Annotated in this window: 12 protein-coding genes; 6 read left to right on the top strand and 6 right to left on the bottom strand. The window is 72.6% G+C overall.

Annotated elements, in window-relative coordinates:
- Positions 1–61: 61 nt before the first annotated feature.
- The 4 genes from GON04_RS13320 to GON04_RS13335 all read left to right on the top strand — a co-directional run bounded on the left by GON04_RS13320 (position 62) and on the right by GON04_RS13335 (position 6,121).
- The gene (locus tag GON04_RS13320; protein ID WP_157398561.1) at positions 62–553 is read left to right on the top strand and encodes a CoA-binding protein; all 492 of its coding nucleotides are present in this window, start codon (positions 62–64) and stop codon (positions 551–553) included.
- Positions 554–561: 8 nt separating this feature from the next.
- A complete protein-coding gene (locus GON04_RS13325) occupies positions 562–1,884 on the top strand; it encodes an O-acetylhomoserine aminocarboxypropyltransferase/cysteine synthase family protein (protein WP_157398562.1) in 1,323 nt (440 codons plus the stop codon).
- An 894-nt stretch (positions 1,885–2,778) separates the two neighbouring features.
- Complete coding sequence (gene glf, locus GON04_RS13330; RefSeq protein WP_338050969.1) at positions 2,779–3,942, top strand: UDP-galactopyranose mutase; 1,164 nt, start codon at positions 2,779–2,781, stop codon at positions 3,940–3,942.
- Positions 3,943–3,946: 4 nt separating this feature from the next.
- Positions 3,947–6,121 carry a sugar nucleotide-binding protein gene (locus GON04_RS13335; RefSeq protein WP_157398564.1) on the top strand — a complete coding sequence of 725 codons (2,175 nt, stop codon included), beginning with the start codon at positions 3,947–3,949 and terminating at the stop codon, positions 6,119–6,121.
- A 16-nt stretch (positions 6,122–6,137) separates the two neighbouring features.
- Here GON04_RS13335 and GON04_RS13340 read toward each other — a convergent pair whose 3' ends face one another.
- The 5 genes from GON04_RS13340 to GON04_RS13360 form a co-directional block, all read right to left on the bottom strand.
- Positions 6,138–6,833, bottom strand: a complete 696-nt coding sequence (locus tag GON04_RS13340) for a general secretion pathway protein GspB (protein ID WP_157398565.1) — start codon at positions 6,831–6,833, stop codon at positions 6,138–6,140.
- Between the two features lie 11 nt (positions 6,834–6,844).
- Complete coding sequence (galK, locus tag GON04_RS13345; protein ID WP_157398566.1) at positions 6,845–7,981, bottom strand: galactokinase; 1,137 nt, start codon at positions 7,979–7,981, stop codon at positions 6,845–6,847.
- A gap of 58 nt (positions 7,982–8,039) precedes the next feature.
- Entirely contained in the window at positions 8,040–9,131 is a 1,092-nt protein-coding gene (gene galT, locus GON04_RS13350) for a galactose-1-phosphate uridylyltransferase (protein ID WP_157398567.1), read from the bottom strand.
- Entirely contained in the window at positions 9,131–10,912 is a 1,782-nt protein-coding gene (locus tag GON04_RS13355; protein ID WP_157398568.1) for a glycoside hydrolase family 2 protein, read from the bottom strand. The genes galT and GON04_RS13355 overlap by 1 nt, the downstream gene beginning before the upstream one ends.
- A gap of 76 nt (positions 10,913–10,988) precedes the next feature.
- Complete coding sequence (locus GON04_RS13360; RefSeq protein WP_157398569.1) at positions 10,989–12,104, bottom strand: methyltransferase domain-containing protein; 1,116 nt, start codon at positions 12,102–12,104, stop codon at positions 10,989–10,991.
- A 48-nt stretch (positions 12,105–12,152) separates the two neighbouring features.
- On the opposite strand from GON04_RS13360, the gene hemE reads away from it, so the two are divergent.
- Both hemE and priA read left to right on the top strand, forming a co-directional pair.
- A complete protein-coding gene (gene hemE, locus GON04_RS13365) occupies positions 12,153–13,244 on the top strand; it encodes a uroporphyrinogen decarboxylase (protein ID WP_157398570.1) in 1,092 nt (363 codons plus the stop codon).
- A 343-nt stretch (positions 13,245–13,587) separates the two neighbouring features.
- Positions 13,588–15,630, top strand: a complete 2,043-nt coding sequence (gene priA / locus GON04_RS13370; protein ID WP_157398571.1) for a replication restart helicase PriA — start codon at positions 13,588–13,590, stop codon at positions 15,628–15,630.
- 195 nt (positions 15,631–15,825) lie between these two features.
- Here the strand turns inward: priA and rsmI are convergent, their stop codons facing one another.
- Entirely contained in the window at positions 15,826–16,734 is a 909-nt protein-coding gene (gene rsmI / locus GON04_RS13375; RefSeq protein ID WP_232533112.1) for a 16S rRNA (cytidine(1402)-2'-O)-methyltransferase, read from the bottom strand.
- Positions 16,735–16,748 lie beyond the last annotated feature (14 nt).

Raw genomic sequence — 16,748 nt, forward strand, 5'->3', positions numbered from 1 at the left:
ACGGCAGCCAAGCGGGCTGGCCCGGATGGGCCTGGCGCGGGGGCTTGCGTACACTGGCCGCATGGGTTCCATCGCCGAGTTGCGCCGCATCCTGGGTACCTGCCGCACGCTGGCGGTGGTGGGCCTGTCGCCCCAGTGGCACCGGCCAAGCTATTTCGCGGCCAAGTACATGCAGTCGCATGGCTACCGCATCGTGCCGGTCAACCCGGGCGCCACCGAGATCCTGGGCGAACGCGCCTATCCCAGCGTCACCGCCGCCGCCCAGGCGCTGGCCGCGCAGGGGGTGACGATCGACATGGTCGACTGCTTCCGCCGCAGCGAGGACATCCCGCCGCTGGCCGAGGAGGCCATCGCCGTCGGCGCGCGCTGCCTGTGGCAGCAGCTGGGGGTGGTCAACGAGGCCGCGGCGGACCGGGTCCGGGCCGCCGGCCTGGACGCGGTGCTGGACCGCTGCGTGAAGATCGAGCATGCCCGCCTGTTCGGCGGCCTCAACTGGGCGGGCGTCAACACCCGCGTGATCTCGGCCCGGCGGCCGCAACAACTTCCCTACTGACGGCCCGCATGGCGCAAGACCGCGACTACGGCTTCGGCACCCGCGCCATCCACGCCGGCGCCATCCCCGACCCGGTGACCGGCGCCCGCGCGACGCCGATCCACCAGACCACCAGCTTCGTGTTCGATTCGGCCGAGCACGCGGCCAGCCTGTTCAACCTGCAGACCTTCGGCAACGTCTACAGCCGCATCAGCAATCCCACCGTGGCGGTGCTGGAGGAGCGCGTCGCCGCGCTGGAGGGCGGCCGCGCCGCGCTGGCGTGCGCCACCGGCATGGCGGCCCAGATGACCGCGCTGCTGGCCATCCTGAAGGCCGGCGACCACATCGTCGCCGCCTCCACGCTCTATGGCGGCACCATCGGCCAGCTGGGCATCGGCTTCTCGCGCCTGGGCATCGAGACCACCTTCGTCGACCCGCGCGACCCCGACAACTTCCGCCGCGCGATCCGGCCCACCACCCGGGCGCTGTACGGCGAGACGCTGGGCAACCCGCGCGTGAACGTGTTCGACATCGAACCGGTGGCCGCCATCGCCCACGAGCACGGCCTGCCGCTGGTGATCGACAACACGGTGGCCAGCCCCTACCTGTGCAACCCGTTCGCGTTCGGCGCCGACATCGTGGTGCACAGCGCCACCAAGTACCTGGGCGGCCACGGCACCACCATGGCCGGCGTGGTGGTGGAGTCCGGCAAGTTCGACTGGAGCGCCTCGCCGGCGCGCGAGAAGTTTCCCGAGATGCTGGAGCCGAGCAAGGCCTACCACGGGGTGAAGTTCCACGAGACCTTCGGCGACTTCGGCTACACCATGAAGGCGCGCATGGAGATCAACCGCACCTTCGGCGGCTCCCTCTCGCCGCTCAACGCCTGGCTGATCCTGCAGGGCATCGAGACGCTGCACCTGCGCATGCAGGCGCACTGCCGCAACGCGCTGCGGGTGGCGCAGTTCCTGAGCGACCATCCGCTGGTGGGCTGGGTGAACTATCCCGGCCTGGCGTCCTCGCCCGACCACGCACTGGCGGCCCGGCAGTTCCGCGCCATCGACGGCGGCCCCGGCTGCTCGGGCATCCTCACCTTCGGCATCCGCGCCGCCGATCCGGCCAAGGCCGGCGAACGCTTCATCGACGCCTGCGAATTCCTCAGCCACCTGGCCAACATCGGCGATGCCAAGACGCTGGTGATCCACCCGGCGTCGACCACCCACCGGCAGCTGAGCGAGGACGAACTGGAACGCGCCGGCGTGAGTGCCGACATGGTGCGCCTGTCGGTGGGCATCGAGGACATCGACGACATCCTCTGGGACGTCGACCAGGCGCTGCGGGCGGCGGTGGCCTGAGCCGAAACGTCGCTCGGGTGCGCTGCCAGCGGCGGTGGCCTCGGGCTTACGTCGCTCGGGTGGGGCGAGCCGCGGTGCCCTGGACCGGACCTGCATCGGGGGTGCGCGGCAGGGGGCGCCTGGCAGGGGCTCATGGTGGGCCGGTCGCCGCTTCGCTTCGCTCGCTCCGACTGCGCTGCCTCGAGCGCCGGCCGGGGCTTGCCGGCTCCAACTCACTGCGAGTGCTACGCACTCTCCGTTCAGACAAGGAGCCGGAGTCAGTGCACGATGCGCGCTGGCGCGCGCGCCGCCCCGGCCGTGCCTGAGGCAGCCGTCCCACAAATCGCCCCCGCCAGACACCCCCTGCCGCGTGCACACGCTCTGCCCGGTGCATCGATGGGCGCACGACGGCCCTGTGCCTCGTCTCGTCGTGGCGGGATCCGCCATTCTCCGGAAGGCGGTTCGGGCGAGGCATGACGTCGGGGATGGATGCCGGATCAAGTCCGGCATGACGACATCGTTGGTGACAGGACGCGTCTGCATCGTTGGTGGCAGGCCGCGTCTGGCCTCCACCCCACCACCGTCATGGCGGGCTCGACCCGCCATCCATCTCCGGAACCTGGTCAGGACCGGTCCGCGGCCCCGAGACGGATGCGGCATCAGCGCCTCGTCCGCGCACCAATGCTGTGCCACCCGACCTTTGCTGCGCCGCAGCGTGTCCGACCAGACCGACACCCGTGCAGGCCGATTTCCCCACACGCCACGACGCCCCGCGTCCCTAAGCTCGTCACACCCCACGGGCGTGCCGATTGCCTCCTCGACGGCAGGAGGGCAGCAGCCTGCCCGCCACCAACCCAGAGGGAATTGCAATTGGACAAAGCCAGTGAAGTGTTCCAGTCGGCCATCACGGCGGCCGTGCCGGGCCGGCGGGGGTTCGACTACCTCATCGTCGGTGCCGGCTTCGCCGGCAGCGTGCTGGCCGAACGGCTGGCCCGGGTCCTGAACCAGCGGGTGCTGGTCATCGACAAGCGGCCCCACATCGGCGGCAATGCCTACGACCGCCACGACGACGCCGGCGTTCTCATCCATCCGTACGGGCCGCACATCTTCCACACCAACTCGGAGTCGGTGTTCGACTACCTGTCGCAGTTCACCGACTGGCGGCCGTACCAGCACCACGTGCTGGCCAGCGTCGACGGCCAGCTGCTGCCGATCCCGATCAACCTCGACACCGTCAACCGGTTGTACGGGCTGAACCTCACCAGCTTCGAGCTGGAGAAGTTCTTCGCCTCGGTGGCCGAGAAGGTCGACCCGGTGAAGACGTCGGAGGACGTGGTGGTCAACAAGGTCGGCCGCGAGCTGTACAACAAGTTCTTCCGCGGCTACACGCGCAAGCAGTGGGGCCTGGACCCCTCGGAGCTCGATGCCAGCGTGACCGCCCGCGTGCCCACCCGCACCAACCGCGACGGCCGCTACTTCACCGACAGCTTCCAGGCCATGCCGCTGCACGGCTACACCCGCATGTTCGAGAAGATGCTGGACCACCCGAACATCCACGTGATGCTCAACACCGACTACCGCGACGTGGTCGACCTGCTGCCCTGGCAGCACATGGTGTACACGGGGCCGATCGACGCCTTCTTCCACTTCAAGCACGGCAAGCTTCCCTACCGCAGCCTGGAGTTCCGCCACGTCAACCTGAAGCAGGACCGGTTCCAGCAGGTGGGGACGGTGAACTACCCGAACGACTACGGCTACACGCGCATCAGCGAGTTCAAGCACATCACCGGGCAGGAGCATCCCACCACCTCGGTGGTGTACGAGTACCCGCGCGCCGACGGCGACCCCTACTACCCGGTGCCCAAGGCCGAGAACGCCGCGCTGTACCGCAAGTACGAGGCCGAGGCCGACGCGATGGCGAACGTCACCTTCGTCGGCCGGCTGGCGACCTACAAGTACTACAACATGGACCAGGTGGTGGCGCAGGCCCTCACCGCGTTCAAGCGGCTGCAGGAGCGGCATGCCGCCGCCGAGGCCGAGCAGGCCCTGCACGCCGTGCAGCACGCGAGGGGCGCCTGAGACGATGGGACGCCGCAGCGACCGCCTCGAGCTCTGGGCCGGGCCCGAGTGCACCGTCAACCGCGTCGGCGACCGCTACCTCGACCAGCTGCGCGCCAGCGGCTTCGAGCGCCGGCTGGACGACCTGGACCGGCTGGCCGGCCTGGGCATCACGCGCCTGCGCTTGCCGCTGCTCTGGGAGCGCACCGCCCCCGACGGCCCCGACCAGGCCGACTGGCGCTGGCCGGATGCGCGGCTGGCGCGCCTGCGCGAGCTGGGCGTGCAGCCGATCGCCGGCCTGGTGCACCACGGCAGCGGGCCGCCGCACACCAGCCTGGTCGATCCGCGCTTCCCGCAGCTGCTGGCCGACTATGCCGGCGCGGTCGCGCGCCGCTACCCGGACCTGCCGGCCTACACGCCGGTCAACGAGCCGCTCACCACGGCCCGCTTCGCCGGCCTGTACGGCGCCTGGTACCCGCACGGGCGCGACGACCGCAGCTTCGTGCGCTGCCTGCTGGGCCAGGTGCAGGGCACGGTGCAGGCCATGCGCGCGATCCGCGCCGTCAACCCGGCCGCCGAGCTGGTGCAGACCGACGACCTGGGCTACACCACCGTCGCCACCCCGCGGCTGCAGTACCAGGCCGACTTCGACAACCAGCGGCGCTGGCTCGGCTACGACCTGCTGTGCGGCCGGGTCGACCGCCACCACCCGCTGTGGGACTACCTGTGCGCCAACGGGGCCGCGGCCGGGGAACTGCTGGCGCTGGTCGACGCGCCCTGCCCACCGTCCATCGTCGGCATCAACTCGTACATCACCAGCGAGCGCTTCCTGGACGACCGCCTCGCGCTCTACCCCGAGCACCTGCATGGCGGCAACGGCCGCGACCGCTACGCCGACATCGAGACCGCCCGCGTGCACGGCGCCCACATCGGCGGCTTCGCGGCGCGCCTGCGCGAGGCCAGCGAGCGCTACCGGCTGCCGGTCGCCATCACCGAGGTGCACCTGGGCTGCACGCGCGAGGAGCAGCTGCGCTGGCTGCACCAGGCCTGGAAGGCGGCCCAGGACCTGCAGGACCAGGGCCTGGACATCCGCGCCGTCACGGTCTGGGCCACGTTCGGCAGCTGCGACTGGGACAGCCTGGTCACGCAGGAGCGCGGCCACTACGAACCGGGCCTGTGGGACGTGCGCGGCGGCGGCGCGCCGCGGCCGACCGCGCTGGTGCGCCTGGCCCATGAACTGGGCCACGGCCTGCCGCCCAGCCACCCGGTGCTGGAAGGGCCGGGCTGGTGGCAGCGCGAACTGCGGCTGGCGTACCCGCACCATGGCGAGCTGGAGTCGCTGGCCGTCCTCGGCCAGCCGCTGCTGATCACCGGCGCCACCGGCACCCTGGGCCGCGCCTACGCGCGCCTGTGCGACATCCGCGGCCTGCCGTACAAGCTGCTCACGCGCCAGGACATGGACATCGCCGACCCGGCGTCGGTGGCCGCGGCGCTGGAGCGCTGGCAGCCCTGGGCGGTGGTCAACGCCGCCGGCTACGTCCGGGTGGACGACGCCGAGAGCGACCCGCGCAACTGGCGCGAGAACGTCGACGGACCGGTGGTGCTGGCCAAGGCCTGCGCACGGCGCGGCATCCGGCTGGTGAGCTTCTCGTCCGACCTGGTGTTCGACGGCAGCCTTGACCGGCCCTACGTCGAGACCGACCCCACGGCGCCGCTGTGCGCCTACGGACGCACCAAGGCCGAGGCCGAGCACCGCATGCTGGCGGTTGCGCCGCAGTCGCTGGTCGTGCGCACCGCGGCCTTCTTCGGCCCCTGGGACCGGCACAACTTCGTCACCCAGGCGCTGGCGGCGCTGCGGCGCGGCCAGCCCTGGCCGGCCGCGCACGACCAGTGGGTGTCGCCCACCTACGTGCCGGACCTGGTGCGCACCTCGCTCGACCTGCTGGTCGACGGCGAGCACGGCCTGTGGCACCTGGCCAACCGCGGCGCCGTCAGCTGGCTGGAACTGGCGCAGATGGCGGCCGAGGCGGCCGGCCTCGACCGCGCGCTGGTGCAGGGGCGCAGCGGCGCCGAGCTGGGCCAGGTGGCCTGCCGGCCGCGCTACTCGGCGCTGGACAGCGCGCGCGGCGCCGTGATGCCGACCCTGGAGGAGGGGCTGCTGCGCTACCTCGACGAGGTCGAGGCCGAGGGGACCGCCTGAGGGCCGGCGCGGCCGCTCAGAACCAGACGCTGTAGCGGGAGCCGCGGAAGTCCAGCACCGCGCTGTCCTGCCGCACCTCGGTCAGCACCAGTCCCTCGCCCAGGTCGGCGCCTTCGCGCACCGGCTGGCCGTTGACGATCAGCCGGCGCCGGGCCGGGTCCTTCGACCAGACACCGCCGCTGATCACCACCTTGGGCGCTTCGGGCGGCAGGCCGCGCGCCGCCTGCTGGGAGGCCGCGGACTGCGCCGCTGCCGCCGTGGGCGTCGGCGGGACGGGCCGGGCGCCCGCGCCCATGGACGACGGTGCCGGCGGCAGGGCCCCGCCGCCGCGCGCCGTGCCGGTGCCGTTGGGCGGCACGGCCTGCTGCTGCGCCGGCGCGCCGACCACGGCCGCCGGCGGCGGCGCCGGAGCCGGCGGCGGCAGCGGGGCCGGGGCCTGCACCATCGGTGGGGGCGGCGGCGCCAGCTGCGGCGGTGCCTGCTGCACCGGCGGCGCCGCCATCGGTTGCGGGGGCATCACGTAGACGGGCTGCTGGGGCACCATCACCGGTGCCTGCGGAATGACGGCAGTGGGCGGCGGCGTGCCCGGCGGGGCGCCGAACGGCCGGCCGCCGAACGGCTCGACCGAGGTGACCTGGGCGGCGACCGGTCCGGCGGCCGCCAGCAGGGCGGCCAGCGCGGCCCAGCGCAGGGGGTGGACCGACGGGTTCATGACGTTTCTCCTCAACCGGCGGGCACCAGCAGCCGGCCTTCCTGCCCACCCGCACGATAGCGCGCGAGCACGGCCAGGGCCACCTGCCGTTCCGCGCCCGCCTCGCACAACGCGACGCAGGCACCACCGAAGCCGGCACCGGTGAGACGCGCGCCGTACACCGCCGGTTCCCCCTGCAGCAGCTCGACCAGCAGGTCCAGCTCGGGCGTGGACACCTCGTAGTCGTCGCGCAGGCTGGCGTGGGAGGCGTTCATCAGGGCGCCGAAGGCGCGCGCGTCGCGGCAGTCGACCGCCTGCAGCACGCGGGCGTTCTCGGTCACCACGTGGCGGGCGCGCCGCTGCAGCAGCTCGGGCAGGCCGGCCAGCTGCTGCGGGCCCTCGACGTCGCGCAGCGAGCCCACCCCGAGCAGCCGCGCCGCCTGCTCGCACTCGGCGCGGCGCTGGTTGTAGCCGCTGCCGGCCAGGGTGCGCGCCACCCCGGAGTCGAGCACCAGCACCGCGCTGCCCACCGGCAGGGCCACCGGACGGCGCTCCAGCGAGCGGGTGTCCAGCAGCAGCGCGCGGTCGGTGCCGGCCAGGCTGGAGGCCATCTGGTCCATGATGCCGCAGCGCACGCCGGCATCCTGGATCTCGGCCTGCTGGGCCAGCTGCGCGATGCGCACGTCGTCCATGTCCAGGCCGAGCAGCTCGCGCAGGCAGCGCAGCACGGCCACCTCCAGCGCGGCGCTGGAGGACAGGCCGACGCCGATCGGCACGTCGGAGGCCACGTGGATGTCCAGCGGCGCGATCGCCGCGCCCTGGGCTTCCTGTGCCAGCCGCAGGCAGCCGTAGACGTAGCTGGCGAAGTGGTCCTGCGGGGGCTCGTGCAGCGAGAACTCCACCAGGCGGTCGAGCTCGGCCGCGCACAGGCGGAAGTGCGAGTGGCCGTTCGGCCGCATCGACACCCGGGTGCGCTGCGGGATCGCCACCGGCAGCACGAAGCCGTCGTTGTAGTCGGTGTGCTCGCCCAGCAGGTTGACCCGGCCGGGCGCGCTGGCCTCGGCCTCGGGCAGGGCGTGGAAGGTCTGCTCGAACTCGTGCGCGCAGCACCCCGAGCGCGGATGCTCGGCGCGGGCGGCGACTTCGGCTTCAAACGCAAGATGGCTCATGGGAACACCTCCGCCCGATGGGCTGCAATGCCATGCGCCGCCGGCTCGGCCGTGCGGGTCATGGCGTGACCTCCACTAGCTGCAACTCGCGCGCCTTGTCTTCCGGCAAGGCGTCCATGGCGTAGAACCCGGCCGCCAGCTCGGTGCCGGCCAGGTACTTCAGGCGGTCGCGCGTGCGGTACGGCGGCCAGATCTCGGCGTGCAGCTGCATGCCGGGGTGCGCAGCGCCGTCGGTGGGCGCCTGGTACCACGCCATCAGGTAGGGGAACGGCCGCTGCCACAGGCCGTCGTACTTGAGCAGCACGGTCTTGAGGGCCCGCGCCAGGTCGGCCCGCTCGGCCGGCTCGAGCTGGGCGAAGCCGGGCACCGGGCGCAGCGTCGTGATCCAGACCTCGTACGGGTAGCGCGCGCACGGCGGCACGAAGGCGATGGCGTGCGGGCCGGCATAGACCACCCGCTCGCCGCCGGCGCGTTCGGACTCGACCAGCATCTCCAGCGGCCCGCGCCCGTGTGCCGCATGGTGCTCGGCCGCCACCTGCGCCATGCGCGCCGGCACCGGCGGCACCACCGGGTAGGCGTAGATCTGGCCGTGCGGATGGTGCAGCGTCACGCCGACCTCGGCGCCGCGGTTCTCGAACGGCAGCACGTAGCGGATGTCGGGCCGCGCGCCCAGCCGTTCGGTGCGCTCGCCCCACACCTGCAGCAGCAGTTCGAGGTGGTCCAGCGGCAGCCGCCCGAGCGCGCCCTGCGGGTCCTGGGTGAACACCACCACCTCGCACTGGCCGGCGGCCGGCGCGGTCGGCACCGCCAGCGCCGGCGGCGGCTCGCCGCCCCCCGGCGGCAGGCCGAGCGAGGGAAAGCGGTTGTCGAACACCGCGATGTCCCAGGCGCCGGCCGGCACCTCGGTCGGGTTGTCGGCGCTCACGGTCGGCGCCAGCGGGTTGTACTCGGGCGGCGGCAGGAAGGTGCGGCCCTGGCGGTAGGCCGCGTAGGTCACCCACTCGCCGCGCAGCGGATGCCAGCGCAGGTGCGGCGCGGCGTTCAGCGGCTCGGCGAACGGGCTGGGCGCCCGCAGCCCGGCATCGAGCGGCTGGCGCCCGTACAGCGTCAGGCGCCGCCCGTCCGGCTTGGTGAGCTCCAGGCGGTGCATCACAGGGCTCCGGGGATCCAGGTGCGCGACGTGGTGGTCGCCGCCCGGATCCGCTCGAGCGGGATCTTGGGCGTGCGGTCGGCGTTCAGCAGGCCGTTGGCCTCCTGGTAGGTGTCGGCGAACTGGGTGTAGCAGAAGCCGCTGAACAGGGCGGTGTGGATGATGGTGTCGAGCAGCTGCTCGTACAGCTGGGCGAACTCCTCCTCGTTCTCGGCCCGGTTGTAGCCCCAGATCTTGCGCGCCCCCGGCTCGCTGTGGGCCTGGAACGCGATGCCGCCGAACTCGGTCAGCATGATGGGCTGGCCGCGGTGCGGATAGCCGTCCAGCGTCAGCACGCGCCCGCCCGGCCGGCGGCGGTCGAACAGCTGCTCGGGCGGGATCTCGGCGCCGTAGCGCTGGCGGATGTGCTCGGTATTGGCGTCGTAGTCGTGGATGCCGATGATGTCGGTGGCGCTGGATTCCCAGCCGTCGTTGCCGATCACAGGCCGCGTGACGTCCAGCGTCTTGGTCAGGTGGTACAGCGCCTCCACCGCGTGGCGCTGCTCGCGCACCGCGGTCAGCTCCGGCACGCCCCAGGACTCGTTGAACGGCACCCAGGTGATGATGCAGGGGTGGCTGTAGTCGCGGTCGATCGCCTCGGTCCACTCGCGCACGATGCGCCGGATGGCGGTGCGCGTGAAGCGGTAGGCCGAGGGCATCTCCTCCCACACCAGCAGCCCCAGCCGGTCGGCCCAGTACAGGTAGCGCGGGTCCTCGATCTTCTGGTGCTTGCGCACGCCGTTGAAGCCCATCGCCTTGGCCAGCTCGACGTCGCGCCGCAGCGCGTCGTCGCCGGGCGCCGCCAGCAGCGTGTCGGGCCAGTAGCCCTGGTCGAGCACCAGCCGCAGCACGTAGGGCCGGCCATTGAGCATCAGCCGGTCGCGCAGGATGTGCACCGAGCGCAGCGCGGTGTAGGAGCTGAATTCGTCGATGACCTCGTTGCCGCGCAGCAGCCGCACGCGCGCGTCCAGCAGGGTCGGCCGCTCGGGGCTCCACAGCAGCTCGTTGCGGAAGTCGTCGATGCCGGGGTCGGACAGCACGATGAAGCGGTCGACCTCGCCCTCCACCACCTGGTAGCGGTCGCGCGCCAGCAGCCGCTCGCCGTGCGACAGCTGGATCTCGACCGCCAGGTCGTCGGCCGGGTCGCCCTGGATGCGCACCTCGAAGCCGATCTGGAAGCCCTCCACGCGCGGCGTCCAGCGCACCTTGTCGACATAGGTGCGCGGCACGCGCTCCAGCCACACGGTCTGCCAGATGCCGGTGGTGCGCGGGTACCAGATCGAGTGCGGCTCGAGCTGCCAGTCCTGCTTGCCGCGCGGCTTGGTCAGCTCGTGCGGGTCGTCCTCGGCCCGCAGCGTGACCACCTGCCGGCCCGAGGGCTCCAGCATGTCGGTGATGTCGGCGAAGAACGGCGTGTGGCCGCCTTCGTGGATGGCGCACAGGCGGCCGTTGACCCACACGCGGGCCGCGTAGTCGACGGCGCCGAAGCGCAGCATCACGCGGTCCTTGCCCGGCTTGACGTCGATGTCGCGCTGGTACCAGCACACCTTGTGGAAGCCCTGGTCGCCGATGCCGCTGGCCTTTGCCTCGGGCGGAAACGGCACCGTGATCTGGTGCGTCCAGCGGCTGATGTCCTCGGGACGGCGATACGTCTCGTCGTCGTCCCAGCAGAAGCGCCAGGGTCCGTTCAGGCAGGTCCATTGGGCCCGCTGCAATTGCGGGCGCGGATAGGCGAAATCCAAGTGGCGATCTCCTTGTGACGGGACAGCGGGGGGCTCCCCGACCCCACGCCCGCCGACAGGAGAGCTGGCTCGGACGTCAGGCCACGCGGCCGCGCCTGGCGAGCCAGGCGAACAGGCCGGCGAGAGGCTGTCCCTGGTCGATCCTCAGAGGATGCCGGGCGGTGGCGCGTAGGTCGAAACCGTGTCGGTCGGCCAGCGTCCGGATGTAACCCTCGGAATGCGCGTAGCGGAGGCTGCGGCGCAGCACCAGCCGCTCCTGCTCATCGGCCGCCTCGACGGAGAAACAGAAGGCTCCGCCGTCCTCGAGCACGCGCGCCGCGCCGGCGAACACCGCCTCGAGGTCGCCGACATAAATGAACACATCGGCCGCCAGCAGCAGGTCGTAGCGGCGAGGGGTGGCCGCCAGGTGCGGCGCGAGATCGGCCTCGACCACCTCGTCGTAGAGGCCGCGCGCGCGCGCCTGCCGCACCATGTTGGGCGACAGATCGATGCCGTCGAGCCGCTGCGCGATCGGCCGCAGCAGCGGCGCGCACAGGCCGGTGCCGCAGCCCAGGTCCAGGGCAGCCTGGAAGCGCCGCCCCTGCAGGCCGTCGACCAGCAGCTGCGGCGCCCGGTAGCCCAGCGCCTGCACCAGGTGCTGGTCGAACTCGCCGGCATAGCTGTCGAACAGCTGGCGCACGTAGGCGGTCGGCGGCGCAGGCGGGACGCTGTCGCCGCGCAGCGCAGCCAGGTAGTAGCGCTGCAGCTCGGGCTCGAAGCCCAGCGCCAGCGCGCGCTCGTGCGCCGCGATCGCGTCGGCCGGCCGGCCGAGCTCGCGCAGCAGGTCGCCGCGCAGGCTCCAGCCCAGGCCGGCGGCCGGCGCCAGCGTGGTGGCGCGCTCGACGGCCTGCAGGGCCGGCTCCAGCCGGCGCAGCTCCGAGCGCGCCAGCGCCAGGTGCAGCCAGGCGTTCACGTCCTGCGGCTCCAGCCCCAGCGCCTCCTCCAGCGGCTCGACGGCCTCGGCCATGCGGCCGAGGCGGAAGCGGGCGATGCCGAGGTTGACCAGGGTGGAGGCACGGCCGGGCAGCAGCGCCAGCGAGGCCAGGAACTGGCGCTCGGCGCCCGCGAAGTCGCCGCCCTCGCTGAGCTGGACGCCGCGCAGGAAGAAGGCCTTGGCCTGCTCGAAGGCCGGATCGGGAGCGGGCTGTGTCATGGGTGGGCGATCATAGAAGGCGCCACGGGAAGGCGCGACAATCCCCGGATGACTTTCGCGCCGCTCCAGAACGACACGTTCCTGCGCGCCTGCCGGCGGCAGGCGACGCCGTACACGCCCCTGTGGCTGATGCGCCAGGCCGGACGCTACCTGCCCGAGTACAAGGCCACCCGCGCCAAGGCCGGCAGCTTCATGGGCCTGGCCACCAACGTGGATTACGCCACCGAGGTCACGCTGCAGCCGCTGGAGCGCTACCCGCTGGACGCCGCCATCCTGTTCTCCGACATCCTCACCGTGCCCGACGCCATGGGCCTGGGCCTGAGCTTCGCGCTCGGCGAGGGCCCGCGGTTCGCGCACACGGTGCGCGACGAGGCGGCGGTGAACGCGCTGGCGGTGCCCGACATGGACAAGCTGCGCTACGTGTTCGACGCCGTGACCTCGATCCGCCGCGCGCTGGCCGGCCGCGTGCCCCTGATCGGGTTCTCGGGCAGCCCCTGGACGCTGGCCTGCTACATGGTGGAGGGCGGCGGCTCGGACGACTACCGGCTGGTGAAGTCGCTGCTGTACGCGCGCCCCGACCTGATGCAGCGCCTGCTGGCGGTCAACGCCGACGCCGTCGCGGCCTACCTCAATGCGCAGATCGAGGCCGGTGCCCAGGCGGTGATGGTGTTCGACAGCTGGGGCGGGGTGCTGGCCGACGGCGCCTTCCAGCAGTTCAGCCTGGCATCCACCGCCCGCGTGCTGGCGCAAGTCAAGCGCGAGCACGCCGGCGTGCCGATCCCGCGCATCGTGTTCACCAAGGGCGGCGGGCTGTGGCTGGACGCCATGCGCGATCTCGACTGCGACGTGCTGGGGCTCGACTGGACGGTGAACCTCGGCCACGCGCGCCGCCTGGTCGGCGACGTCAAGGCCCTGCAGGGCAACCTCGATCCCAACGTGCTGTTCGCGCCGCCGGAGCGCATCGAGGAACAGGTGCAGGCCGTCCTCGACAGCTTCGGCGCGCCGCACGCCGGTGCGGGCACCGGCCCCACCCACATCTTCAACCTGGGCCACGGCATCAGCCAGCACACGCCGCCCGAGCACGTGGCGGCGCTGGTCGAGGCTGTGCACCGGCGGTCGCGGCGCAGCGTGACGTCCTGACAGCGCGTCATCGGGAGATTCCCCAGTGGACGCCCGGGCATCCGACCAGTGGTGGCTTGACTTATGCACAAAAGCCGTGCTGCGGCGCAACGTAAGCGCTGCCCGGTGCCGGATTCCGCTACAACTCTGCTAGCAGAGCTAAGTCCTTGATTTTGCTGGTGTTGTGCGGATGCCGCTTTTGCGGGCATTTCAGCCAAGCCCTTGATTTTTCGGGCCTCCCGGGCGGCTGCCGGGCATGTATCAACAAAGTTATCCACAGCAACTGTGAACTTTTGGAAACAAGCTTTGAAATCAATGACTTGGGGCGGTTTCCGATGCCGGGCATGAGGAAAGCGCGCCAAGGATGACCAGTCCGCCGGTCCGGCTGCCGGTGGTCGTCGCCGCCCCCGCCCACAGCGGCATCGTCACGCCCCTCACCTATCGAAGTGAGCTCCCGCTCGCGCCCGGGGCCCTGGTGCGCGTGCCGCTCGGCCGACGCGAGGTGCTGGGGGTGGTCTGGGACGGCGAGCCGGCCGACGCCGGCGTGGAGGAACGCCCGATCGCCGGCGTCCTGGACGGCATCGCGCCGCTGCCGGCCGCCTGGCGCCGCCTGGTCGCCTTCAGTGCGGCGTATTACCAACGCAGTCCCGGCGAAGTGGCCCTGGCGGCGCTGCCGCCCCAGCTGCGCGACCTCAGCCCGGAGCAGTGGCAGCGGCGGCTGGCCCGCAAGCCCGCCGGCGCGGCCACGGCGGCGGCCGGTCCGGCGCCGGTCCTGACGGACGAACAGGCCGCGGCGCTGGCGCAGCTGCGCAGCCAGCCCGGCCCGTTCCTGCTGTACGGCGCCACCGGCAGCGGCAAGACCGAGGTCTACCTGCAGGCCGTGGCCGAGGCCCTGGCCGGCGACCCGGCGGCGCAGGCGCTGGTGATGGTGCCGGAGATCAACCTCACGCCGCAGCTGCAGGAGCGCTTCGTCGCGCGCTTCGGCGCCGACGCGGTGGTGGCGCTGCACAGCGGCATGACGCACCCGCAGCGCCTGAAGGCCTGGCTGGCGGCGCACGCCGGCCGCGCCCGCATCGTGCTGGGCACGCGCATGGCGGTGTTCGCCTCGCTGCCGCAGCTGCGGCTGGTGGTCGTCGACGAGGAGCACGACCCGAGCTACAAGCAGCAGGAGGGCGCGCGCTACTCGGCCCGCGACCTGGCGCTGTGGCGCGGGCGCGAGGAGCGGGCCAAGGTGCTGCTCGGCTCGGCGACGCCGTCGCTGGAAAGCTGGCTGGCCAGCGAGCGCGGACGCTACCTGCGGCTGGCCATGCCCTCGCGCGTGGGCGCCGGGCGGCTGCCGAAGGTGCGGCTGCTGGACCTGAACCTGCAGCCGAAGAAGACCGTGGTCGCCCCGCAGCTGCTGGCCGCCATCGAGGCGCGCATCGCGCGCGGCGAGCAGGCCCTGCTGTTCCTGAACCGGCGCGGCTATGCGCCGGTGCTGGCCTGCACCGCCTGCGAGTGGAAGAGCGAGTGCCCGCACTGCAGCGCCTACCGGGTGTTCCACAAGATCGACCGCACCTTGCGCTGCCATCACTGCGGCTTCACCGAGCGGGTGCCGCGCGCCTGCCCGCAGTGCGGCAACCTGGACATCGCGCCGCTGGGCCGTGGCACCGAGCGGCTGGAGGAACACCTGGCCGAGCTGCTGCACGCGACCCGGCGGCCGGACGGCCAGCCGGTGCGCATCGCCCGCATCGACGCCGACAGCACGCGCGGCAAGGGCGAGCTCGATGCCCGGCTGGCGCAGGTGCATGCCGGCGAGGTCGACGTGCTGGTGGGCACCCAGATGGTGACCAAGGGCCACGACTTCCGCCGCATCACGCTGGTGGCGGCGCTGAACGCCGACACCGCGCTGTTCTCCAGCGACTTCCGCGCGCCCGAGCGGCTGTTCTCGCTGCTGATGCAGGCCGCCGGCCGTGCCGGCCGCGACGCCAGCGTGGCCGATGCCAGCGAGATGTGGGTCCAGACCTTCCACCCGGACCACCCGCTGTTCGCCGCGCTCAAGCGCCACGACTACCCGCGCTTCGCCGCCCAGCAACTGGAGGACCGCGAGGCCGCCGGCATGCCGCCCTATGCCTACCAGGCGCTGCTGCGCGCCGATGCCCGCACCCAGGAGGTGGCGCAGGAGTTCCTGCGGCTGGCCGGCGTGGCGGCACAGGACCTGCCCGAGGCGCCGCAGGTCACGGTCTACCCGCCGGTGCCGCTGGCGGTGCAGCGAGTGGCCGACGTCGAGCGCGCCCAGATGGTGGCCGAGAGCGCCTCGCGCCCGGCGCTGCAGCGCTTCCTGGCCGCCTGGCAGCCGCTGCTGCAGGACAGCCGGCCCAAGGGGCTGATCCGCTGGGCGATCGACGTCGATCCGTTGGCGATCTGAGGCTGGGAGCCCGGCCTGACGACCCAGGGGGTCAAGTCCGGCATTCCTTCTCGCCCGTCATGGCTGGCTTGACCCGCCATCCATCTCCTGAACGCGAACCGGGTGAGGCGCGGATCCGGGGGATGGATGGCGGGCGAGCCCGGCATGACGTGACCTCGGGTCGGGTCCGCCATGCCGTGGGCGGGCGCTGCGCCCTCAGCCCTGCTTGATCCGCAGCGCCGCCTCGTACAAGGCGTTGCGTGAGCCGCCGGTGATCTCCGCCGCGAGCCTCACGGCGGTCTTCACCGGCAGTTCGGCCAGCAGCAGGCGCAGCACGCGCTCGCCGTCGTCGGGCGCGGCGGCGTGCGGGATGCCGTGCAGGACCAGCGCGAACTCGCCGCGGCTGCGCTGCGGATCGGCGGCCAGCCAGGCCGGCAGCGCATCGCAGCGCAGGGTGGCGATCTGTTCGAACTGCTTGGTGAGTTCGCGCCCGACCGTCAGCGGCCGCTCGCCCAGCGCCGCCAGCGCCTGCGCCAGCGCGGCGATGCGGTGCGGCGCCTCCAGCAGCACCACGGCGCGCGCCTCGGCGGCCAGCGCCTGCACCGCGGCATCGCGCTCGCCGGCCTTGGCGGGCAGGAAGCCGGCGAACACGAAGCCGCCCTCCTGCACCGAACCGGCGGCGCTGAGCACCGCGGTCACGCTGCTGGCGCCCGGCAGCGGCACCACCCGCAGGCCGGCGGTGCGCACCGCCGCCACCAGCCGCGCGCCCGGATCGCTGACGGCCGGCGTGCCGGCGTCGCTGGCATAAGCCACCCGCTCGCCGGCCTGCAGCCAGCCGACCACCTTCAGCGCCGCTTCGGCCTCGTTGTGCTGGTGCACGGCCAGCAGGCGTTCGCCGGTGCGGTCGATGCCGCAGGCGCGCAGCAGCGACTGGGTGTGGCGGGTGTCCTCGCAGGCGATGCGGTCGGCCAGCTCCAGCACGTGCAGGCCGCGCAGCGTCACATCCGCCAGGTTGCCGATGGGCGTGGCGACCACGTACAGCGCACCGCGCGGATACTCCTGCGGGCCGGCAGCGGCACGCGCCGCAGCCAGCGCACCGGCGAGGGAGGAAGCGGAAGTGGACAAGGCGGAGTTCCTGC

Origin of the sequence: Ramlibacter pinisoli (assembly GCF_009758015.1) — a bacterium.
GTDB lineage: Bacteria > Pseudomonadota > Gammaproteobacteria > Burkholderiales > Burkholderiaceae_C > Ramlibacter > Ramlibacter pinisoli.